The 21,318-nt window shown below is 70.7% G+C and carries 20 protein-coding genes, 1 tRNA gene and 1 pseudogene; 3 read left to right on the top strand and 19 right to left on the bottom strand.

Annotated features, from left to right (window positions below; translation table 11 throughout):
• Nucleotides 1-6 precede the first annotated feature (6 nt).
• Nucleotides 7-2,217, top strand: a complete 2,211-nt coding sequence (locus DFQ13_RS22940; protein ID WP_110081298.1) for a helix-turn-helix domain-containing protein — start codon at nt 7-9, stop codon at nt 2,215-2,217.
• A 499-nt stretch (nt 2,218-2,716) separates the two neighbouring features.
• Here DFQ13_RS22940 and DFQ13_RS22935 read toward each other — a convergent pair whose 3' ends face one another.
• From DFQ13_RS22935 to cas3, 11 genes are all read right to left on the bottom strand, one after another.
• Nucleotides 2,717-3,457 carry a pentapeptide repeat-containing protein gene (locus DFQ13_RS22935; protein ID WP_110081297.1) on the bottom strand — a complete coding sequence of 247 codons (741 nt, stop codon included), beginning with the start codon at nt 3,455-3,457 and terminating at the stop codon, nt 2,717-2,719.
• Nucleotides 3,458-3,517: 60 nt separating this feature from the next.
• On the bottom strand, nt 3,518-4,162 hold the full coding sequence (locus DFQ13_RS22930; protein WP_110081296.1) for a response regulator: 645 nt from the start codon (nt 4,160-4,162) through the stop codon (nt 3,518-3,520).
• A 3-nt stretch (nt 4,163-4,165) separates the two neighbouring features.
• Nucleotides 4,166-5,374, bottom strand: coding sequence for a sensor histidine kinase (locus tag DFQ13_RS34515; RefSeq protein WP_110081295.1), 1,209 nt, complete (start codon nt 5,372-5,374; stop codon nt 4,166-4,168).
• Nucleotides 5,375-5,507: 133 nt separating this feature from the next.
• A complete protein-coding gene (locus DFQ13_RS22920) occupies nt 5,508-6,437 on the bottom strand; it encodes a type II CAAX endopeptidase family protein (protein ID WP_110081294.1) in 930 nt (309 codons plus the stop codon).
• Nucleotides 6,438-6,687: 250 nt separating this feature from the next.
• Complete coding sequence (gene cas6e / locus DFQ13_RS22915) at nt 6,688-7,347, bottom strand: type I-E CRISPR-associated protein Cas6/Cse3/CasE (protein WP_110081293.1); 660 nt, start codon at nt 7,345-7,347, stop codon at nt 6,688-6,690.
• Complete coding sequence (cas5e, locus tag DFQ13_RS22910; protein WP_110081292.1) at nt 7,338-8,018, bottom strand: type I-E CRISPR-associated protein Cas5/CasD; 681 nt, start codon at nt 8,016-8,018, stop codon at nt 7,338-7,340. Before cas5e ends, cas6e begins: the two co-directional genes overlap by 10 nt.
• Nucleotides 8,015-9,181 carry a type I-E CRISPR-associated protein Cas7/Cse4/CasC gene (gene cas7e, locus DFQ13_RS22905; RefSeq protein WP_110081291.1) on the bottom strand — a complete coding sequence of 389 codons (1,167 nt, stop codon included), beginning with the start codon at nt 9,179-9,181 and terminating at the stop codon, nt 8,015-8,017. The genes cas5e and cas7e overlap by 4 nt, the downstream gene beginning before the upstream one ends.
• Nucleotides 9,178-9,849: a type I-E CRISPR-associated protein Cse2/CasB gene (casB, locus tag DFQ13_RS22900; RefSeq protein ID WP_110081290.1), complete on the bottom strand. Its 672-nt coding sequence runs from the start codon at nt 9,847-9,849 to the stop codon at nt 9,178-9,180. Before casB ends, cas7e begins: the two co-directional genes overlap by 4 nt.
• On the bottom strand, nt 9,842-11,446 hold the full coding sequence (gene casA, locus DFQ13_RS22895) for a type I-E CRISPR-associated protein Cse1/CasA (protein WP_110081289.1): 1,605 nt from the start codon (nt 11,444-11,446) through the stop codon (nt 9,842-9,844). The genes casB and casA overlap by 8 nt, the downstream gene beginning before the upstream one ends.
• The gene (locus DFQ13_RS22890) at nt 11,443-11,802 is read right to left on the bottom strand and encodes a hypothetical protein (RefSeq protein WP_110081288.1); all 360 of its coding nucleotides are present in this window, start codon (nt 11,800-11,802) and stop codon (nt 11,443-11,445) included. The genes casA and DFQ13_RS22890 overlap by 4 nt, the downstream gene beginning before the upstream one ends.
• Nucleotides 11,799-14,186, bottom strand: a complete 2,388-nt coding sequence (gene cas3 / locus DFQ13_RS22885) for a CRISPR-associated helicase Cas3' (protein WP_233438536.1) — start codon at nt 14,184-14,186, stop codon at nt 11,799-11,801. The genes DFQ13_RS22890 and cas3 overlap by 4 nt, the downstream gene beginning before the upstream one ends.
• 369 nt (nt 14,187-14,555) lie before the next feature.
• Here cas3 and DFQ13_RS22880 point away from each other — a divergent pair, with 369 nt between their 5' ends.
• Nucleotides 14,556-15,068, top strand: a complete 513-nt coding sequence (locus DFQ13_RS22880) for a hypothetical protein (RefSeq protein ID WP_110081286.1) — start codon at nt 14,556-14,558, stop codon at nt 15,066-15,068.
• Here DFQ13_RS22880 and DFQ13_RS22875 read toward each other — a convergent pair.
• Both DFQ13_RS22875 and DFQ13_RS22870 read right to left on the bottom strand, forming a co-directional pair.
• Nucleotides 15,050-15,133, bottom strand: a tRNA-Leu gene (locus DFQ13_RS22875). The two genes, DFQ13_RS22880 and DFQ13_RS22875, sit on opposite strands and share 19 nt — an antisense overlap.
• A gap of 68 nt (nt 15,134-15,201) precedes the next feature.
• The gene (locus tag DFQ13_RS22870) at nt 15,202-15,630 is read right to left on the bottom strand and encodes a YbaB/EbfC family nucleoid-associated protein (RefSeq protein ID WP_035283590.1); all 429 of its coding nucleotides are present in this window, start codon (nt 15,628-15,630) and stop codon (nt 15,202-15,204) included.
• An 82-nt stretch (nt 15,631-15,712) separates the two neighbouring features.
• Here DFQ13_RS22870 and DFQ13_RS22865 point away from each other — a divergent pair, with 82 nt between their 5' ends.
• Nucleotides 15,713-15,997, top strand: coding sequence for an Lrp/AsnC family transcriptional regulator (locus DFQ13_RS22865; RefSeq protein WP_035283591.1), 285 nt, complete (start codon nt 15,713-15,715; stop codon nt 15,995-15,997).
• On the opposite strand, the gene DFQ13_RS35215 is transcribed toward DFQ13_RS22865, so the two are convergent.
• The 6 genes and pseudogenes from DFQ13_RS35215 to qcrC all read right to left on the bottom strand — a co-directional run bounded on the left by DFQ13_RS35215 (nt 15,998) and on the right by qcrC (nt 21,270).
• Complete coding sequence (locus tag DFQ13_RS35215; protein ID WP_233427648.1) at nt 15,998-16,171, bottom strand: hypothetical protein; 174 nt, start codon at nt 16,169-16,171, stop codon at nt 15,998-16,000.
• Nucleotides 16,172-16,247: 76 nt separating this feature from the next.
• A pseudogene (locus DFQ13_RS36005) lies at nt 16,248-16,463 on the bottom strand (MrcB family domain-containing protein); the annotation flags it as partial.
• Nucleotides 16,464-16,591: 128 nt separating this feature from the next.
• Entirely contained in the window at nt 16,592-17,542 is a 951-nt protein-coding gene (locus DFQ13_RS22855; protein WP_233438535.1) for a serine hydrolase, read from the bottom strand.
• Between the two features lie 118 nt (nt 17,543-17,660).
• Nucleotides 17,661-19,343, bottom strand: a complete 1,683-nt coding sequence (gene qcrB, locus DFQ13_RS22850) for a cytochrome bc1 complex cytochrome b subunit (RefSeq protein WP_035283281.1) — start codon at nt 19,341-19,343, stop codon at nt 17,661-17,663.
• The gene (qcrA, locus tag DFQ13_RS22845) at nt 19,340-20,476 is read right to left on the bottom strand and encodes a cytochrome bc1 complex Rieske iron-sulfur subunit (RefSeq protein ID WP_035283283.1); all 1,137 of its coding nucleotides are present in this window, start codon (nt 20,474-20,476) and stop codon (nt 19,340-19,342) included. The genes qcrB and qcrA overlap by 4 nt, the downstream gene beginning before the upstream one ends.
• Nucleotides 20,473-21,270: a cytochrome bc1 complex diheme cytochrome c subunit gene (gene qcrC, locus DFQ13_RS22840; RefSeq protein ID WP_035283284.1), complete on the bottom strand. Its 798-nt coding sequence runs from the start codon at nt 21,268-21,270 to the stop codon at nt 20,473-20,475. Before qcrC ends, qcrA begins: the two co-directional genes overlap by 4 nt.
• Nucleotides 21,271-21,318: the final 48 nt, after the last annotated feature.

Below are 21,318 nucleotides of genomic sequence, written 5' to 3'. Positions count from 1 at the left end.
GTGAAGATGAACGTATTCGGCGAAACACTGAAGCGCTTGAGGGACGAGCAGAACCTGAGCCAGGAGAGCCTGGGCAGCCTCCTCAAGTGCAGCGGCCCCACCATCAGCAGGCTCGAGAGCGGGCTTCGGGTCCCGAACCTCGAGGAAGTCGAGCGGGCCGAACGCGCGCTCGGTGCCGACGGCCGGCTCATGGCCCTCGTCCCGCACCTGCTGCAGCGGCAGTCCGACTCCGCCACCCCCCTCGGGTACCCGCCGGTGCCCAGGCGCCTGGTCGGCCGCGCGGACCTCAGCGAGCGCCTTGCCGCCAGACTGGCCGAGCCGTGGCCGGGCACGATGGTGCTGAGCGGGTTCGGCGGTATCGGCAAGTCCGCCCTCACCGCGGCGGTGTGCGCGGAAGTGCGGGACATGTACCCCGACGGGTGCGTGCGGATCGACTTCCGCGGGCACGCGACAGACGAACCCGAGCTGACCCCGGACCAGGCCCTGGAACGCTTGCTGTGCCAGATCACCGACCCGCAGGGCATCCCGGCCGATCGCGACAGCCGGACGACTCTGCTGTGGACGCGGTTGGCCAGGCGGCGGATGCTCTTGATTTTCGAGAACGTCCGAACGGCAGCGCAGGTGCGCCACCTGTTGCCGGGCCGGTCGCCGAGCGCTGTCATCATCACCAGCCGCAACCGGTTGGCATCCCTGGACGGCGCGGAGAACGTGCACGTCAAGCCACTGGCCCGGGATGCCGCGCGGGACCTGTTCGGCGTCATATCGCAGGTGACCGCGGACGAGGAGGACTGCCTGGCCGAGATCCTCGACCGGTGCGGTGGGCTGCCGCTGGCCATCCAAGCGGTGGCGGCCCGGCACCGCACGGGCTGCTGGAGCTTGGCCGAACTGCGCACCTTCCTGGAATCGCCGTCGACGCGGTTCCTCACCCTCGACGACGATGAGAACCGAGTGACCAGCGCCCTGTCGGTCTCGGTGGACCTGCTGCGCCCGGCGGAGCGGGAACTCCTCACGCTGCTGAGCCTTCACCCGAGCGGCCGGGTGGACCCGCACAACGCGGCCGCGCTGACCGACCTGCCGCGGGCGGAAGCGGAAACCCTGATTTCCGGGCTGGTCGACTCCCACCTCCTCGACCGCCACCCCGGTGGGGCCGTCGAACTGCACGACCTGCTCCGCACCCTGCTCGTCGACCGCCGCGTCCCGGACTTGGCGGAAGAGACGCGCGACCGCGCGGTCACCCGGCTCATCGAGCACACCGCCTGCACCTTGGCGAGGGCGAACGCTCTGATGGAGCCGAGGCGGTACCTGCCTGCGCTGCCCCCGGTCGCCACCGACTTCACCGATGCGGGGGGCGCGCTGACCTGGCTGAGGTCGAACTGGCCCGCGGCGATGGCCCTGTGCGAGATCGCCGCCGGATCAGGCAAAGACCACCAGTGCGTGAGCCTGGCCAACCTGCTGCGCGGGTTCTTCAGCCGCGACAAGCTGATCGAGCCGTGGATCCGGACGCATCGGTGCGCGCTGGAGGCCGCCCGCCGCACGGGCGACCCGAAGGCCTGCGCGACAACGCTCAACAACCTGGGCATGGCGCTGCTGGAATTCGGTGACCACACCGAGGCGGCGCGCTGCCACCACCAGGCGATCGCGCTGTTCACCGAGGCCGGGGACAACCACGGCGCTACCGACGCGCGGTGCAGCCTCGCCTGGGTCTGGGTCTACCAGGACAGGTCCGAGCGCGCCTTGGAGCAGTTGCGCGTGGCCGCCGCCCAGTACGAGGCAGACCGGCGCCAGCGCAACCACATGATCACCCTGCGCGGCATGGCCTTGGCCGCGGCCCGATTGGACCTGCATGCCGAGGCCACCGCCTACGCCGAGCAGGCCGTGGGGATGGCCGAGACACCGCAGGACGAGATCCTCGGGGTGAACATGCTGGGTTGGGCGCACTTCCGGGCGGGTCACCACCGCGAGGCGGAGGACTGCTACTTCAGGGCTTCGAGCCTGTCCGAACTCGAGCACGAGTACGCCGAACGCAGCCGTGCGCTCGTCGGACTGAGCAACGTGGCCTCGGCGTTGGGCAAGCAGGACGAGGCAGAGCGGTGGTGGAGCGCGGCGAACGACCAGCGGGTGGTCTTGAACGCGTCAGTCGTGCCGGAACTCGCGCACCGGCAGGCGGTCCTCGGCCAGGCCAGGCCCGCTTGGGCCGGGGAGCCAGTCGGATCGTGATGGCACCGGGGTCCGCGAGAGGCGGAACCGGACCGTCAAACCGATGACCTCTGCCAGGATCGCGGATCAGGGCCGGGAGCGGTGGAGTTCAGAGATGCGCTGGACGGCGGCCATGGAACGGCGGGCGCCCTCGGTCGCCTCGTCCAAGGTGCGGCGGAGCCGGTGGCGAGTTCGTTCAGCGTGCGGGTCATCTCGTCGAGGGATGGCGCGGCCGGGGACGACTCGACCACCGCGATGCGGGCGGCGTCGAGCGCGGCGTTGGTGGCGGCCACGACGGCGGCACCGAGGTCGGGGTCGCGCAGGGCCTCCGGTCGATGCGCAGGTCGGTCACCTGCCCACCGGTCACCTCGACCGGGTGGCCCCGTCCAACGCCTCGCCCGCGCCGGTCGGCTGCGCGGCGGGTGCACCCCCGAGGCGGGTGCGCCCGCCGCGCAGCCGACCGGTCGAGCTGGTCCTGCATGGAGTGCACGACGCCCTTGGGACGCGTTCCACGGGCCGGTCATGCCTGCACCTTTCGCACGAACGGGCGGACCAGCGCTCCGGCGTGGCGCAACGCCTCGATCGCGTCCGCCAGGCCTGACGCGTCGGTGACCAGGCTGCCCGCGAGCACGGTGCCGGTGGCGCCCGTGGCGTCCCACCCGCTCACCGGGTCGGCGTCGAAGCCGACCCGGTCGAAGGTGGCGTGGCGCAGCTTCGCGTTGCGCAGGTCGGTCCGGGAGAAGAAGGTCTTCGTCAGGTCGGCGCGGTCGAGGACGGCGTCGGCCAGCACCGCCTCGGTCAGGTCGGTGCGCAACAGCCGGGCACCGGTCAGATCGGCACCGCCCAGGTCGGCGCCCGTGAGGTTCGCCTTGCAGAGGTCAGCGGACCGCAGCGTGGCCCGCCGCAGCGTGGCGCCGATCAGTTCGGCGTGGCTGAGGTCCACCCCGGTCAGGTCGCACCCGGAGAGGTCGGCCCCGTTGAGCACCGCCCCGTCGACCCGGCGCCCCGCCAGCCGGAGCCCCATCAGGACGTGGCCGGTCAGGTCCAGCCGACCGCCCCCCTCACCGTCGTTCCACCGCTGGTGCTCGCGCAGCAGGGCGTCGAACTCGATCTGGCCCAGAGCCATCAGTGGATCACCACCTTGCTCGCCCAAGGCGACCAACCGCTCGAGGTCGTCGCGGTCCGCCGGGGACAGCTTGCTCGTGTCCGGCGCAACGCACTCCCCGGCCGCGATCTCCCCGGCGATCGACTTCTGGACCACGGGTGTCGGTCTTACAACCGTCCCGAGAGGAGTCGGACCTGCCGACCCGAGGCCGTGGTGTCACGCCTTCAGGTAGGCCAGCACGGCCAGCACCCTGCGGTGACCCGCGTCCGTGGTGGGCAGGCCGAGCTTGGTGAAGATGTTGCCGATGTGCTTGTGCACGGCGCCGTCGCTGATCACCAACAGGGCGCCGATCGTGGCGTTGGAGTGACCCTCGGCCATCAGCCCCAGCACCTCGCGCTCGCGCGGCGTCAGGCGCTGCAGGGGGTCATCGGCACGCCTGCGCACCAGGAGCTGGGCCACGACCTCGGGGTCCAGCGCGGTGCCGCCCGCGGCGACCCGCTCCAGGGCGTCCAGGAAGTCGGCCACCTTGCCCACCCGCTCCTTGAGCAGGTAGCCGACACCGCCCACGCCGTCGGCCAGCAACTCGGTCGCGTAGCTCTCCTCGACGTGCGCGGACAGCACGAGCACCGAGAGCCCCGGCCACCGCTCGCGCGCCCGGACCGCCGCGCGCAGGCCCTCGTCGCGGAACGTCGGCGGCATCCGGACGTCCACGACGGCGACGTCCGGCCGGTCGGCGTCGAGCGCGGTCAGCAGGTCGTCGGGGTTGTCGACGGCGGCGGTGACCTCCATCCCCTCGGCGCGCAGCAGGTGCGCCAGGCCTTCCCGGAGCAGGGCGTCGTCCTCGGCGATCACTATGCGCACGGCTCATGGTCCCGCGGGGATGTCCACCCGCACGACAGTGGGTCCACCCGGGGGGCTGTCGATCCTGGTCGTGCCGTCGAACGCGGCCACCCGCCCCCGAATCCCGGTCAGGCCGCTGCCGTGCGCCCGGTCGGCTCCGCCGCGGCCGTCGTCGGTGACCTCGACGACGAGCACGTCGTCCTCGTGGCGCAGGCTCACGGTGATCCGATCGGCCCCGCTGTGCTTGACGGCGTTGGTCAGCGCCTCCGCCGCGACGAAGTACGCCGCCGCCTCCACCGCCGCGGGCAGGCGCGGGATCGGGTGCTCCTCCAGGGCGCACGGGATCGCGCAGTGCGCGACCAGCGACGCCACGGCACCCGTCAGCCCCCGGTCGGCCAGCACGGGCGGGTAGATGGCCCGCACGACCTCGCGCAGTTCGGCCAGCGCGTCGGTGGCCGCCTCCCGGGCGGCGATGACCACCGGCAGCGCCGCGGCCGGGTCACGGGTCAACGCGCGCTCCACCATGCCCAGGTGCATCACCACCGCGACGATCCGGTTCTGCGTGCCGTCGTGCAGGCTGCGCTCGATGCGCCGCAGTTCGGCCCCGTGCGCCTCCAGCGCCGCCGCCCGCGTCGCGGTGACCTCGGCCAAGCGCTCGGTGAGCGTCCGCTTCGACGGCGCGAGCCTCGCCGCGCTGGTCCTCGCCCACCAGCGGGCCAGCGGCGGCACCAGCACCACGCCCAGCAGGCCGTACGCGGCGGCGACCAGCACCGCGACCCCCGCGCCCGCCCAGGACGCCACCGGGCTGTCGAACGTCGTGCTCGCGCCGGGCAGGAACGGCCAGAACGCGGCCACGAACAGGTTCTGCGCGACACCGGCTGGCGAGCCGATGGCCACCAACCCCGCGAACAGGCCGAGCGTGCCCTGCAACGCCAGCCACTGGACGTCCCTGCGGTCGTTCGGGCTGGTCACCGCCTCCGTAACGCCGGTGCCCGGGACCGCGGGCGGCGGTGGGATCGTGGTCGCCAGGTGGCGGCCGACGCGGTCCCGCTCGCCCGCGGCCAAGCGACGGGCGAACCGGACGACGTGCGGGAGCAGCGGCAGCGGGACGACCAGACCCACGCACACGACCATCGCCAGCAGCGCGGCCATGGCCTGGCACCCGACCACGACGGTGGCGGCGAGGAACCCCCACGCCCTGCGCCACTGCCGGTCCGGGGCGGGGACGGTCACGGTGGCTGCTCCTCTCGGGACGACGGGGGTGGGCAATCCTGGCACGAGCCGTGACCGGGCCACGTCAGGCGCCCGCACCGACGGGACGGCCGCGCGGTGCCCACCCGCGGGGCGCTCACGGCCGGCGTGCGGGTCATACGAGGACCTCGCTCTTCGGGGCGGTGGTGCTGGTGGCCGGGACGGGGTAGCCGAGCCTGCCGCGGGTGGCGGCGATGACCACCAGGCAGAGGGCCCCCAAGCCGAGCGCGGGCCCCCAGGCCCAGTCGGGGTTCTCGCCGGGAAAGACGTCCGAGAAGGCGATCGACTGGAAGTTGTTGATCGAGCAGTGCAGCAGCATGACCAGCGGCACGCTCTGGCGCCCCCTGTTGTAGACCAACGTGATCAGGATGCTCATCTCCACCGCCATGATCACGAACCGCCCGATCGTGACCGGCCCGACGTCCGGGCCGCCCCACGGGGTGAGGAACAGCGGGAAGTGCCACAGCGACCACAGGGCACCGAGGATGAGCGTCGCCACGAGGGGGTGGTGGCGCTGCTGCAGGCGGGTCAGCGCGAAGTCGCGCCAGCCGGGTTCCTCGGACAGACCGGTGGTGAAGAACTGGAGCACGAGCATCGGCAGGTAGAGGGCCAGCACCGCCGTCGACGGGAACCGCATGGCCTCCTCGGCGCCGGGCAGCACCGCCGTGCCCGCGACGATGGCGGTCGGCACCGCGAGCAGCGCCACCGCGTACCACCCGATCCCGGCGCGGAACCGGAACAGCCGCCCGCGCCACCGCCGCAGGCCTGCCCGCCCCTCGGTGATCGCCGTGACGGTGAACGCGGCGGTCAGCGGTCCGAGGTACGCGCCGGGCAGGATCGCGGTGAGCTGGTTGCCCATGATGAAGTCGGCGTAGCGGAAGTGCAGTACGCCGAACCCGTCGAGCGACAGGATGTACGGCGTCCACGCGAGCCAGCTGATGCCGTTGGCGAGGGCGAAGAACGTGATCAGCGGGTACCGCCGGACCAAGGCCTGCCAGCGGTCGGACGGGGCTCGGCCGGTGCGGGCGACTGGTGTCGAAGTCATGGTCAAAGGCTAGGAACGGATCTCGGGGAAAGCAGTGCAGGCGAGGGGCGTCCTCGTGGTGGAGCAGACTCCACCATGGCCGGTGCCGTTGCCGCGTGCCGACCACGGCGAAGCGGTCGCGTCGGTGTTAGCCTCACCCCGTTTTCCCTTCCCCTCGCAGGCGGGGCTGTTCCCTGAGTTCGCTCGACAAGCAACACCTCCCCGCGCCTGCGGGGCCGAGCACGCCACGGCCGCACGACCAGGGCCGGGTTCAGCGCGCCCGGGGGGAGGCGAGGCTGAGCAGGCCGCAGCCGTACGCCTTGGCCCGACCGATCCCCGAGGTCAGGGCTCCGGACAGGGCGGCGGGGTCGGTCACGACCAGGTGCCCGTCGTAGCGCACCGCGTAGACGGTGATCCTGCTCCCCTTCTTGCGGCCGGTGATCTGCGGGATCTCCGTGGTGGCGAGGTCGGGTCGACCGTCGGCAGCCGAGGGGATGACGAAGCCGTACCGCTCGGCCTGGCGGATCAGCCACGTCACCTGTGCCTCGGTCGTGCGGTGCGGCAACCGCTTGGGGGACTCGGCGGCGGTGCGGGAGAACTCGGTGGGGTTGGCCAGCAGGCGGAAGGCGAACCGGCGGCCCGGGGTGAGCGCGTCGAGCACCTGCCGCATCGACTGGGTCTCCGGCGCCCGGGCGACGTGGCCCTCGGGGAGGCGGCTCCAGTCCGGGCGGGTGGTGCTCTGCACGAGCTGGGTGATGGCGGTGCGGGCCGGATCGATCCGCCAGAGGACGCCGTGCGCCTGGCGGTAGGCGCTCAGCTCCGGCTGGTCGGGGTAGGCGGACATCAGCGTGCGGTGCATGTCGTGCACGTTGGCGATGCCGCGCTTGACGCTGGGGGCCTGGGGGTTGAGCACCAGTCGGCTCAGGTACACGGTGTTCCTCCCGCTGCGGGGGTGACGGTGTCGACGACAACGGTGCGGGTGCGGTGCTTGCGCTTGCCCTGCGCGAAGCTGACGGGGTGGTCGTGGCGCGCCTCCGCCCGCGGGTGGGTGGGGACGCAGTCGACGACGGTGCGGAACTCGGCGATCACGCCCTGGGGCGTGGTGCCCAGTCGGGGGTGCTCGGCGATCGCCTGCTCGATCGTGCCGGGCCGCGGGCCGGTGCCCGGCGGCAGCAGGGGTCGGGCGGGGACGAACGCCTTGCGCCCGAAGTACACCCGGTAGCGCGGGTCGGCCAAGGCCCCGGCGATGCGCTCCAGTTCGTCGTGCGGCCCCTCGAGGAGGACGAGGAACAGCGCGTCGGCCAGGTAGAACCGCTCGCTGACCACCGTGCGGTGGCCGCCGCCGGAGGTGGTGGGCACGTTCTGGGTGACGTGGTAGTCGCGCTCCAGCACCCCCTCCCGGTCGACCCGCACCCCGAACCGCAGCGCGGCGAGCCGGGCGACCTCCTCGTCCTGGTCGCGTTCGACGCCCAGGGCGGCGGCGAGCAGCCCGACCACCCCGGACTTCGTCGGCTCCAGCGCGGTGTCCCGGTCCACCCCGTGCGACCGGGAGCCCCACGACTGCATCGGGGCGTCGAAGCACAGCGCGAGCACGCTGGTCACTCGGGCACCTCGGCGAGCATGGCGGCCACGAGGTCGTCGACCGTCGACGCCACGGCCACCCCTTTGGTCTCGGGCAGGTTCCCCGACACCGACGCGGCCGTGGCCGAACGGATCTGGCGCGCACCGTAGAACGAGCTGAGCTGGCCGTAGTGCGCGAGCAGCCGCTTGGTGGAGCCGTCCATGACATCGCTGTCGGTGACGGGGGCGTAGAACGCGTTGGCGAGGTTCCAGGCGCCTCGGGTGCGGGTGACGCCGAGAAGGGTCCCGGGCATCGTGCGCGCGGCCATGGAGTTCTGCTTGCCGGACGGCACGGCCTCGATGAACGAGTGCAACCAGGCGGTGGCGCCGCGCCGGGCCAGTTCGGTGTCGCCGCCGAGGTTCCGCGTCAACTGGTCGACGTCGAGGTTGGCGTAGCGGTAGTAGCAGGCGGAGTTGAAGTCGACGGTGCCGATCATGTCCGCGCCGGACTCGTCGTCGGGCTTGATGTCGTCGACCGCGGTGTAGAAGTCGAACTCGTTGACCACCACGTGGGTGGAGAACGCGTGCGCCACCTGCGAGGCGGCGGTGACGTTGAGCTCCTTGTTGTCGGCGATCATCCGGCCGAACAGCGCGACGTCCACCGACCGGCGGGCGTCGAGCAGCTTCCGGACCTCTTCCTGCCCGGCCTTGTCCGCCTTGACCTTCACGGCCTTTGCCTTCGCCGTCTTCCCGGCGGCCGATTCAGCCTTGCCCGCAGTGGCGGGCTTGTCCGCCGCGGCGAGCGCGTGCAGGGCGTCCCAGTTCTCCGCGCAGTAGCGGGCCAGCCGCCCCGGCGCCTCGGCGCTGACGAACAGCAGGTACTCGGTCAGGTTGCGGCTGGTGTCGACGCCGAACCCCAGCCCGCGGAGCCCTGCGGTCACCACGCCGCGGGCCTGCTCGGCGTCCTTGCCGTCACCGACGAGGACGTCCACCGCGGCGGTCAGCAGGCGCTTGGTGCGCACACCCGTCTCCGAGCGGTCCAACCCGAAGTCCTCGAACAGCCCGCGGGCGGCCCGCTTGATGCTCTGGCTGGAGATGCGGCCGCGGGTGTGCCCGCCCATCGTGACGGTCTTGGGCTGGCCGAGGTCGTCCCGGTTGAGGTTGCTGGCGGGGAAGGACTGGAGCAGGTGCAGTTCGAGGATCACGCGGGGGTCTCCGGGAGGTCGGTGGCGGAACGGGGGTCGACGGGAACGGGTTCGGTCTGGCCGGGCTTGTTCTCGCCCGGCGGCGGGCGGTGGTAGTCGCGCGCCCAGGTCAGGCGGACGCGGGCCGCCTCGTCGCCGCGCGGGTCGGGGCCGAGCAGGTGGCGCAGGTCCGACAGCAACTGCCCGTAGTGGACGGCGACGCCGCGGTCGCCGAGCAGGCGGACCACCTGCCGTAGCTGGTGCGGCAGGCTGCCGGGGTCGCGGCCGAGTAGCTGGGTGAAGCGCCGCTCGACGGCGGCGCCGTTGCCCAGGCCGGCGAGCGCGCCCATCGACGCCCCGATGCTGCGGGAATAGCCGTTGTGCCAGGTGCCGTCGGGGTTGAGCGCGAACAGACCGCCGACCAGCACCCACACCCGCTGGTCGGTCTCGGAGGCGGGGAGGTCCTTGGCGAAGACGACCCCGTACGCCTCGGTCTGCCTGCCGTCGAGCAGGCTGTGCCGCAGCCTGGCCAGGTCCTGCCTGGCCCGGGCGGCCACGGACCGGTTGGCGGAGTCGGCGGCCTGCCGCAGGCCCAGCAGGATGCCGATGAACCGGCTCTCCGGCGTGGCGTCCTTCTCCCGCGCCGGGTCCTTCTTCGCCGCGCTGCCGCGGGGCGGGTGGTCAGCCATCGTTCTCCTCGTCGGGACCGGGATAGCGGGTCATCTTGTTCAGGAAAGTGGTCCGCTCGGCGATCAGCCGCCGGTTGAACTCGTTGTGGTGCCTGCCGAGGGCGAGCAGGGCGCGGCCTTCCTGGAGGCTGCCCCGCGACCACTGGTCGACCGAGTCGCGTGCCAGCCGGACGACCGCGTCGGCCCACGCCCGCAGCGGGACGATCTCCGGCGTGCCGCCGGTGCGGGCCGCGCCCAGGTTCCGGAGCAGGTCGTCGAACGGTCGCTGCAGCGAGGGCCAGTACGCCGTGTCCAGGTCACCCGCGGCCTTGGCGCGCATGTCCGTGCGGAAACCGGTCTGCAGTGCGCGCACGGCCGACCCGGCGTTGTCCGCGAGAGCGATCGCCGTGCCCAGCATCGCGCCCAGCCGGACGTCGCGGGCACGCAGCAGGGCCACGGGCGCGGACACGCTCTCCTCGGACCACGCCTCGATCACGCTGGCCTTGCTGTCCAGCCGTTGGCCGAACACCCGCAGGGTGTAGACGGTGCTGGCGGGAACGACCTCGTCGAACCGGTCGATCTGGTCGAGGGCCGGGGGCCGCTGCCTGGACCTGCCCTCCTCACGGGTGTCGACGACGAGCAGCTCGACACTGTGCCGCCACACCCCGCGGCGGCGGTCCAAGCGGACCGCCTGGAGCCCGTCGGAGCGCTTGAGCCTGCCCTTGGCGTCGCGCGGCGTGCGGAACGCGGCCAACTTCTCCTCCAGGGGGAGGTCGACCTTCAGCCGCTCGCCGGGGGTGATCGCCACGCCGGTCACGACCACCGCACCGTCGCGGACGGCGGGGTGCAGCACGACCCGGCGGGAGGGCCACGTCAGCAGCTCGGTCCAGCCGTGCGAGCGGCGAGCGGGGCCCGGCGTGCCTGGCGGGCTCTGCGGGCGCTCCCACGCGGGTGCGTCGTCCGAACCGGGCTCCGGCGCGTACACGAGCAGGTTGAGCAGCAGGGTCTCGCGCAGCGTGCCGCCCTCGACCAGCACCATGCCGAAGTTGTTGCCCAACGCCCGTTCTGAGGACTTGTCCTTGGCGAACGGGGTCTTCATGCCGCCGGGGTCATAGGCGTGCACGGTCACCAACCAGCGGGCGGCATCGGCCGGGGAAAGCTCGATGACGTCGGCGGAGGTGGTGTGGTCGAAGAGCGTGACGTTGTTCCCGACCGCGCGGTAGGGGACGAGCTTCGCCGGGGTCGCGGGGGCGAGCGCCCGCAGCGCCTTGCTCTGCAGGAACGGCCGCTCGGCGTCGAACAGGTCGAACGCCGCGGCGAACTCCGAGCCGTAGCGGTCCAACTCCGCGGTGGGGAACGCCTCGGCGAGCCACAACTCGTGCCAGGCTTCGTCGGTCGGCGGCCCGTAGACGCGGTGCAGCAGCGCGAGGACCAGGCGGTGCAGCGCCGCGGTCATGGTCGGGGACTCCCCCGCGATCCGGCGCAGCCGGTGCGCGGTGGCGACCAGCTCGCGCAGACCCACCGTCGTTGAGGCGCCGTCGGTGCCGACCACCGGGACCCAGGGGCGGGTCCACACGCTGAAGGTCGCCTCGGGGTCGGGTCCCTGGGGTGAGGTCATGTGATGTCCACTCCGAACACGTCGTCGTATCGGATCGTGAAGTCGCCGAGCGGGGCGCAACCGTCGCGCAGGACGACGGCCTTGTGGCCGCGCAGCCACGGCGAGCCGGCGAACAGGGTGGGCGTGGGCTCGGCGAGCAGTCGGCGCGCCGCGCCGGGCGGCAGCTCGCCGAACGAGTCGAGCACCACGGTCGAGTCGCGCAGCGCGTCCCGCTGGGTGTCGGTGAGCGGGGCGGTGCTCCCCAGGTCGATGTTCACCCCGCCGACGAGCGTGGTCGTCATCGTGTCGTGAGCGGTGAGCAGGACGATGTGAACCACCGCCCGTTCACCGTGCCTGCTGTTCAGGTTCGTGCTCATCGTCGAGGTCTGCTGTCCCGGGTTCGGCTGGGGTCCTGTGGCTGGGCGGTGAGGAGTTCCAAACGCGAGCAGGCCAGGGCCACCGGGTGCGGCACGTACCTATTGGCTGCGTCCAGTTCCTGGTTCTTCAGATTGCGTTTGAGCCGGTCGGCGGCGGCGGACCACGCGTCCGCCCAACCGGGCGGGGCGGAGAGGCGTTCGCTGTAGACGTCGTCGACGAGCGTGGGGATGTCGCCGGGGAGCGAGATGACGGCGCGGTCGCGCAACGCCGCCCAGGTGCGCATCATGATCATCGGCTCGTAGACGGTCGACAGGTAGCCGGGGAACCTCGGACCGGCCGGGGTGTCCTGCACCCCGGTGATCGCCAAGGTCAAGGTCTGCCCGTCGGCAGGCGCGCGGTGCCGGTGCAGCCGTCCGGCGCGCTGGATCATCGCGTCCACCGGGGCGACGTCGGTGCACATGGCGTCGAAGTCCAGGTCGAGCCCCAGCTCCAATACCTGGGTGCCGACGACGATCAACCCGCGGTCCGGCCTGGTGCCACCCCGGCCGAGGAGACCACGCAGGTCTTCTTCCAGTTTGCGACGGCTCCCGGCCGCGAGGCGTCCCGTGAGCACCGCCACCCGGGGCCGGTCGGCTTCGGGCACCCCCTGTTCGTCCAGGTGGGCGTGGATGGCCAGAACCGTGTCCGTCACACGTCGGACCAGGTTGTGCACGACGGCCACGGCACGGTTGGCAACGCTCTCCCCCACCGCCCACCGGGCCACCTCATCGGTTGCGATGCGCTTGAGGTGCAACGTCCTGCGCTCGTTGACCGGGGCGGGATCAGCCGGTTCGTGGCGGACGCCTGCCGCGTCCGCCACGGTGATCCGCGGGTACACGTCACCGTCCCGCGGCTCCACCGGAAGGGCGGCGTCCTGGAGCAGACCACCGCGCCACGCCCTGATCAGCCGATCGCGCCTGCCCGACGGGAGGGTGGCCGACATCAGCACGACCGGCACGCCCATCCTGCCCAGCCAGGCCAGGACCCGGTCGAGCAAGGTGGACATGTAGGTCGAGTAACCATGCACCTCGTCGATGACCACGGTCTTGTTGCTCAGCGCCAACAAGCGCACGAACACGTGGCCGGACCGGATGGCGGTCTTGAGCACCTGGTCCACCGTGCCCACCCCGATCGGCGTGAGCAGCGCCTTCTTCCGCGTGAACCACTCCCGCGCGGAGCGGTCGCCCTCCTCCGTTGCGCCGTCGACGTCAACAGAGCTCGGCTGCGCTCCCCGCCCGTCGAGGAAGTCCTTGGCAGCGGAGTGGACCAGGGCAACCGGAGCGCCGACCGCCACCGCCGGATCGATCTCCAGGTATAGCTGGTTGGTCGTGGCCTGCGTCGGATTCCCCAGGTACATCCCCGACATCCCCAGCGCCTCCGAGAACAACGCGCAGGCGTGGATCGCCGCTTTGGACTTCCCGTCCCCCGGCGGGGCTTCGATGATGACCAGCGCGGGCCCCTTCGCGCCCCGCACGCTCTTCTCGACCACTTCTTGCATCGGTCTCGGGTCCTTGCCGAACAACGCCTTGAAGCCGGTGGGCGGAGACCACGGGACCCAGTTGAGCCGGGCGATCGCCTTGGCGGCAGCACGCCGCGCACCGGTGGTGTACGCGGTGAGGTCGTCGGCGGTGCCGTAGGGGAAGTTCTCGGTGTCGGAGGCGATCCAATCGCTGATCGTCGTCAGGGCCGCCAACGCCGTGGCAGCGAGCGGGGTGAACCGCACCCGGTCCCACGCCAACCCCTCGGGCTCCGGCAACCCGACCGCGTTGATCACGGCAGTGACCAGCCGGTCGCGCCACCGCGTCCACGACGGACCACCGACACCCGTCGTCCCCAGTCCAACATGCTTCAGGATCGTGGGGGTCGGGAAGTGGCCGTGGTGTCCGCCGAGCACAACCGCGATCAACTTCGCGGTGGTCCTGTCGGCGCCCCACCGCTCCAACAAACCGACGATGTGGACAGCGGTGAGGCCCCCGTGGAAGGTATCGATCCGCTCCCCGCTCCCGCCGCGCACCTTGAGGCGCGCCAACTCCTTCGGGTCCCACGGCGCGAAGCGCTCCCGCGCGACGTCCTCCCGGAGGAGCTGGAACATGGGGGTGTGCTTGCCGATGTCGTGCAGACCCGCGAAGAGCGCGATCCACAGGTCCGCGTCTCCCAGGGGCTCGAACGCCGCGCGCAACTCGGCCAGCGGCCCAGGCCCCAAGTACCGGCAGAGCGCCAACTCCGCCACCAGAGTGGTGTCGATGCAGTGGCAAACCAAGGGATGAACCTGACCCTTCGCTGCCTTGCCCCACGGCGCAGCAGCGACACAGGCACCAGCCGGGTTGGACAGACCACTCGACATGGACGAGCTCCTGGGGAACATGGATTGATGGCGAAGATCGCGGAGGAAGCCCCGTATCTCAAGCAGACCTCGACGTGGGGGCCGACCGTACACCCTGCGGAGTAACTTGCCAATTGAGTTCGCTCAACTGCTGACCACAGGCTTCAAGGAAGAGGTCAACAGTCCGGCGAGGAGGCAGCAGCGATTCAAGCGCAGCACTGGGAGGCCCCAACACGCGATGCGGAGGGCGTGCTCAACCGCGGTGGACCTGCGGTCTCCGATGCCGGGGACTGCCTGCGGTCGACCTCAGCGGCGTCTTCTGCGGAAAGGCCCAGCGAGCGTAGCGCCATCTCGGCGGCTGAAGCAGAACGCGCACCGGTCGGGTGATGGGTGACAGTCGAGCACGGTGTGCGCGAGGATGCCGTGACAGCGCCGGTCAACGGGTGGATCGGGCAGTTGTTTCACCCGGACAACCTCGATGACACCGTTGCCGCTCTCATGGGTGCCCAGTCCGGCGCTCATGAGGCGCCGAGGACGAGCAACGCCAAGGCGCGCAAGGCGGAAGCGGAACGGCGGCTGCGGAAGCTGCAAGAGGCGATCGCGGTCGGTGTCGACCCCGCTGCGCTGGTTGAGCCGATCAACCAGGCCCAAACTGACCGAGTGGCCGCGCAGGTCGAGATGGACAACCAGCCCGCCACGGGTGACCTGGACCGGGCCGAGGTCTACGCCATGATCGACTCGCTCGGGGACGTCGGCACCACCTTGGCTGATGCCAAGCCTGCCGGGCTGGCCAGACTGTACCGGAACCTCGACCTGAACATGGTCTACCAACCAGAAGAGCAGGCCATCGATGTGACGGCCTGCCCCGGTGTAGATAGCGCGTGTGTCCGAGGGGGGACTTGAACCCCCACGCCCGTTAAGGGCACTAGCACCTCAAGCTAGCGCGTCTGCCATTCCGCCACCCGGACTTGCGAGGGGTTGTCCTCGCGGTGCGGGTGAGAGCATAGCGGACCGCTCCCCTGCCGCTCGCAGGGGTTCACCAGCGTTGGTCTTCGTCCTTGTAGATGCGGGTCGACGTGAAGTCTTCGTCCTCTGCCGGGCGGGAGGCGGGGGCGCGAGGGGCGGGCGTGGTGGGGTCAGGGGTGGGGATGCGCTGGACGATGTCGCTGTCGCCGCCGAGGGGGGTGAAGGCTGTGGCTACCTCTTGGGCGGCTTGTTGGCGGGCGGTGCGGGTGGTGGCCAGGATTTCGGCGGTGAGGGCCTCCGCTGACTTGGTCATGGCCTTGTCCGTCAGGTGGAGGTCCAGGAGGGCTCCGCTGGGGGCCACCGTGACCGTCACCGAGCCGTCGGCGGAGCGTTCGACTGCTCCGGCGGACTCGATGTTCTTCTTGAACTCGGTTGCCTTCTGCTGGAGGTCTGCCACCTTGGACTCGAAGTCGGCGAGCCATTCGTCTGGGGTTTGCATGGGGTGCCTCCTCCTCGGGTGAGGTGAGCGTAGCGTTGGGCTGCTCTAGGGTGGGCTTAGTCGACTGAGGGTAGGGGGCGGGATGATCACCGCGATCGTGTTGGTGCGGGCTGCTACGGACCGCATTCCGGAGGCCGCTCAGGCGATCGCGGACATCCCCGGGGTTGCCGAGGTGTACTCGTGCGCCGGGGACGTGGATCTGGTGGCGGTGGTGCGGGTGGCTGAGCACGAGGAGTTGGCCCGGTTGATCCCGGGGGCGATCAGCAAGGTGCCGGGGGTGCTGGACACGGACACGCACATCGCGTTCCGGTCTTACTCGAAGCAGGACACGGACGTGGCCTTCGACATCGGTGTCGACGAGAGCTGATCACTCGCCCCGGTGGCGGTACGAGATGGGCGTGAGGTTCGTCGGGGTGGCGAGCCAGGGGTGGCACACGCGGAGGGTGCCGCCTGTGGCGGTCGGCGGGGTTGTGCTGCGGTCGAGGGTGATGGGTGCGGCGACGATGAGCATGGTGTGGGTGGACAGCTGTGATGCGTCCACGGTCTTCGCCTAGGCCGAGCTCGCGTGCAACTCCGGGAGGGGGCGGGTGCACGGTCTCGCCCACCCAGATGGTGGTGCCCTGCATGAGGGTCAGGAAGACGGAATCGCCGGGTGCATCGAACAGGTAGACGACGTACCGGCCCTCGGTGGCCTTGGGGGAGCGGCTGAGCGAATGCACCCTCACCCAGGGGACTTCACTGCGACGACTAACCCCGTCGCTGGCGTCCACGGCCAGGTCGGTGAGGGTGGGGGTCCGCAGATCGGAAAGGTGAGTGCGGAGCCAGCCGACCATGTTCTTGCAGATGGGGGTGCCCCGGCGGAGCATGTGGTCTGTTGTATTCGGGCTGTAGTGCTGCTTCAGGTCTAGACTTCATGCAACACTTCTCGCATCACTTCAACATGATTGCACGCCGAGGTGGGTCAGAAGCGGCCTTCGAAGAGGAGGCGGGCTATCTCCGTGTCTGTGGCTCGGCCCTCGTCGTAGGCGCCCTGGTTGGTGAGGTTGTTCATGATGGCCAGGGTGTAGCGCTCGGCGGGGCCTGCGAAGCCGACCGTGTTCATGACCCAGCCGCCGTCTTCTTCTGACCAGCCGTCTTTGTTTCCTGGGGTGGCTGCTTTGCCCGCGCCCCAGACGCCCCACTGTTGGTTTGCTGCCACTGTGCGCATGTTCTTGACGATGTACGCCTTGTCCTCGGCGGGGGTTTTGTCCAGGACGTGGGTCATGAGGCGGTCGAGGTCCGCCGTGGTGCACTTCTGGTAGCCCCAGTAGGGGTAGGTCTGGCTGTAGCCCCTCTGCGGGGTCAGGGTGGTCATGCCGTACATCGGGAAAGCCTTGTTCCACAGGGTGTGGTCGGGGCCGCCGTACTTGGTCCACAGGGTTGTCGCGGCGTCGTCGTCGGAGCTGTGGAGCATGGCGGTGATCTTGGTGTGGTCTGTGGGGGTGAGGGTGATCGTGCCCTCTCGGTTCCTGCGGAGGAGGTCGACCACCATGGCCAGTTTGATGGTGCTGGCGGTCCAGGTGGGGTCTTCGGCGTGTTCGTTGTGCCAGACGGCGCCGGTTTGGCGGTCTCGGAGGACTATGCCGACGGTTCCGGGGCGGTGGGCCACGTAGGTCTTCACGGCGGTGATGCGGTTCTGGAAGTCGCAGTCGAAGCCGGTGGTGGGGCAGGTGGCGGTTGCGGGGGGCGCCTGGGGGGCGGGGAGAACTTGGGGGGTGGGCGGCAGGGGGGCTCCCGACGGGAGGGGGGTGTGGGGTGTCGGGGCGGGGGGCACCGGGGGTGAGGGGGGTTCCGGGGTGGCGCAGGCCGCGGTGGTGAGGATCAGGCAGATGGCCAGTGCACCGGCTTTTCCGCGGAAGTTGGCCCCGATCACCGCGGCAGGCTACCGCAACACCGTGGGCGGGCTGTTGCTCTGTTCGGCGCAACGGGCAGGAACGCGCCAGGGGCGGCACCCGGAATGGGTGCCGCCCCTGGCGGTGGTTCGCTCGCGACTACAGCTTGGCCGACGGGTCGTCCGTGGCCGTGTGCTGGCCGGTCTCGTTGCGGCCCGGTTCGATCTGGGCGTGGGCGTCGTGACCGCCGTGCTGAGCCGCGCGGGCTCGGGCCAGGGCGATGGTCTCCTCCGGGGGGTCCGGGGTGAGCCAGGAGCCCTGGACGGGAGCACCGGCCGAGCCGAGCTTGTTCATCTTCTTCGGCACCGCCGCGCCCTGGTACTCCAGCGGGATGGGGTGGCCGTGGTCGTCCACCGGGCCCAGGGGCTGGTGGACCTCGATGAACTCGCCGTGCGGGAGGCGCTTGATGATGCCGGTCTCGACGCCGTGTTCCAGCACCTCGCGGTCCGAGCGCTGCAGGCCCAGGCAGATCCGGTAGGTGATGTAGTAGGCGATCGGCGGGAGGATCAGCAGGCCGATGCGGCCCATCCAGGTGGTGGCGTTCAGCGAGATGTTGAACTTGTCCGCCAGGACGTCGTTGGCCGCCGACAGCAGGGACACCATGAAGTAGGTGATCGCCATCATGCCCAGGCTGGTGCGGACGGGGACGTCGCGCGGGCGCTGGAGCAGGTTGTGGTGGGCGTAGTCCTTGGTGAACTTGCGCTCGATCCACGGGTACATCATCGCGATGCCGCCCAGCAGCGGCAGGCCGAGGATGAACGGGAAGAAGGCCGCCGCGATCGTGTAGTTGCCCAGGTGGATCTCCCACGCGGGCCACAGGCGGATGAGGCCGTCGGTCCAGCCCATGTACCAGTCGGGGACCGTGCCCGCCGAGATGTGGGAGGCGTTGAACGGGCCGAAGTTCCAGATGGGGTTGATCTGGAACAGGCCGCCCAGCGCGGCGGTGACGCCGACGACGACCGCCATGAAGGCGCCGCCCTTGACCGCGAAGACCGGCATGATGCGGACGCCGACGACGTTGGTCTCCTTGCGGCGCACGCCGGGGAACTGGGTGTGCTTCTGGTACCAGACCAGGGCCAGGTGCAGGCCGATCAGCGCCAGCAGGATGGCCGGGATCAGCAGGATGTGCGCGGAGTAGAGCCGCGGCACGATGTCCTCGCCGGGGAACTCGCTGCCGAACAGCAGCCAGTGCACCCAGGTGCCCAGGACCGGGATCGACAGGATCAGGCCCGACATGATCCGCAGGCCCGCGCCGGAGAGCAGGTCGTCCGGCAGCGAGTAGCCCGCGAAGCCCTCGAGGGCGCCGATCAGGAACAGGTTGACGCCGATGACCCAGTTGACCTCGCGCGGGCGGCGGAAGGCGCCGGTGAAGAACACCCGGAACATGTGGGTGACCATCGCCGCCATGAACAGCAGGGCCGCCCAGTGGTGCATCTGCCGGGCGAAGAGGCCGCCGCGCACGTCGAAGGAGATGTTCAGCGCGGACTCGTAGGCCCGCGACATCTCCAGGCCGCGCAGGTTGGTGAAGGACCCCTGGTAGACGACCTCCTGCATGGAGGGGTCGAAGAACAGCGCCAGGTAGGTGCCCGTCAGCAGCAGCACGATGAAGCTGTAGAGGGCGATCTCACCGAGCAGGAAGGACCAGTGCGTCGGGAAGACCTTGTTCAACTGCTTCCGCAGACCGGCCGCCGGGTGGTAGCGGTCGTCCGCCCACTTCGCCGCACCGCCCGCTGCGCGCAGCGCGGCGTTGTTGGGCTTGGTGGGAGATGTGATGGCGCTCATGACTTCCTCTCCCAAAAGGCAGGTCCCACGGGCTCGATGAAGTCCCTCAGTGCATAAAGGTAACCCGTCTTCTCATCGACTGCGATCGGGAGCTGGGCCAGCTTGCGCGTGGCCGGACCGAAGATGGGTTTCGCGTGGTTGAGCGCGTCGAACTGCGACTGGTGGCACGGGCACAGAATCCTGTTCGTGCGCTGCTCGTACAGGGAGGTCGGGCAGCCGAGGTGGCTGCAGATCTTCGTGTACGCGTAGTAGTCGCCGTAGTTGAAGTCCTCCTGGCCCTCGGCCTTGACCACGCGGGCCGCGTCCTGCGGGCGCAGGCGGATCAGCATGACCGGGTTGTCCGAGCGCTTGAGCGCCTTGGACAGGGCCTCGTGGTCGCCGCGCTCGGACTCGCGGAACGGGAACACCGTTTCCATGGCGCCCGCGTCCAGGTCGCCCGGCTTGACCAGGTCGACGACCTCGGGGTTGCCGGTGGCGCGGCGCAGGAAGACGCGCTCGCCGTCGTCGGACTTCCAGCCGGTGTGCCACAGCGAGTTCGGGGTGTCGGTCTGCGCCCACGGGTCGCGGACCAGGCCACCGAGGGCGAACACGCCCACGCCCAGGCCCATGGCGCCCGCGCCGAGGCCCGCGGTGCGCTTGATCAGCGAGCGGCGGCCGATGGTGGAGCGGACACCGGCGTCGGCCAGGTGGGCGGCGAAGGTGGCCTTGTCGACCTCCGTCGAGCCGCCCTCGTGGCGCTGCTGGACCGCGACCTCGTGCGGGATGAACTTCTTGGTGTAGAGCAGGGCGGCCACGCCGATGGCGGCGACCGACAGGCCCAGGGTGGCGCCCAGCAGCGGGGTGTAGAGCGAGTACGCGAAGTACCCCTCCTGGTCGGGCGCCACGTAGGCCGAGGGCCAGGCGACGAAGACGACCACGAACGCCAGGCCCGCCAGGGCGGCGATCAGGAACCAGGCGGCGACCAGGCGCTCGGCGCGCTTCTCGGCGCGGGTGCCCTTGACCGGCCAGGGGTCCGGGTACTCGACGAGCTCGACGTCGTCGAGCTTCCCGCCGAGCCGGACGAGGTCTTCCCGCGACAGCTCCGCCAGCTCCGCTTCGCTCGGCAGCTTCTGCTCCGGGTCGGTCGAACTCATGACTTAGCCCCAATCCAGAGGGTCACGCCGACCAGCGCGGCGATCCCCACGATGAATGCGATCAGGCCCTCGGACTGCGGGCCGAGCCCGCCGAGCGCACTACCGCCGGGGTTGTTGTTCCCGTCGGTCACCGACTTGACGTAGGCGATGATGTCCTTCTTCTCCTCCGGCGTGAGCTGCCGGTCGGAGAACTTGGGCATGTTCTGCGGACCGGTCAGCATGGCCGCGTAGATCTCGGTCTCGGTGACCCCGTCCAGCGCGGGCGCGTACTTGCCCGAGGACAGCGCGCCGCCGCGGCCGGTGAAGTTGTGGCAGGAGGCGCAGTTGAGCCGGAACAGCTCGCCGCCGCGCGCCGGGTTCTCGCCGATGAGCTGCTCGCCGGGCACGTTGGGCAACTGGGTGCCGCCGCCGTGCGACTGGACGAACGCGCCGATCGCGTCGATCTCCTCGGGGGTCAGCTTCGCGGGCTTGCGCGGGACCTGGGCCTCCTGGCGGACCGCGGGCATCCGCCCGGTCGCCGTCTGGAAGTACACCGAGGCCTGCCCGATGCCGACCAGGCTGGGCCCGCGGTCCTGCACGCCCTCGAGGTTGGCGCCGTGGCAGGAGATGCAGGTGGTGTTGTAGATCTGCTCGCCCTTGCGCACCAGGGCGGCGTCGTCCTGGGCCTGGGCCACCGGCGGCGACGGGGCCAGCGCGGAGTAGGCGAGGCCGACCGACAGCAGGCCGAAGCCGAGGGCCAGGAGTCCGGCCAGGCGCCTGCGGAACTTGCCACGACTGCGTGGTTTCTTGGTCATTGAACGGCAACCCTTGCTGTCAGTGCGGGCTCGGCGGAGCTGTGGTGG

It is taken from the genome of Actinokineospora spheciospongiae (genome assembly GCF_003182415.1).
GTDB classification, from domain to species: Bacteria; Actinomycetota; Actinomycetes; order Mycobacteriales; family Pseudonocardiaceae; genus Actinokineospora; species Actinokineospora spheciospongiae.
The sequence above is the reverse complement of the archived record's forward strand: the minus strand, read 5'-3'. Positions and strand labels throughout refer to the sequence as shown.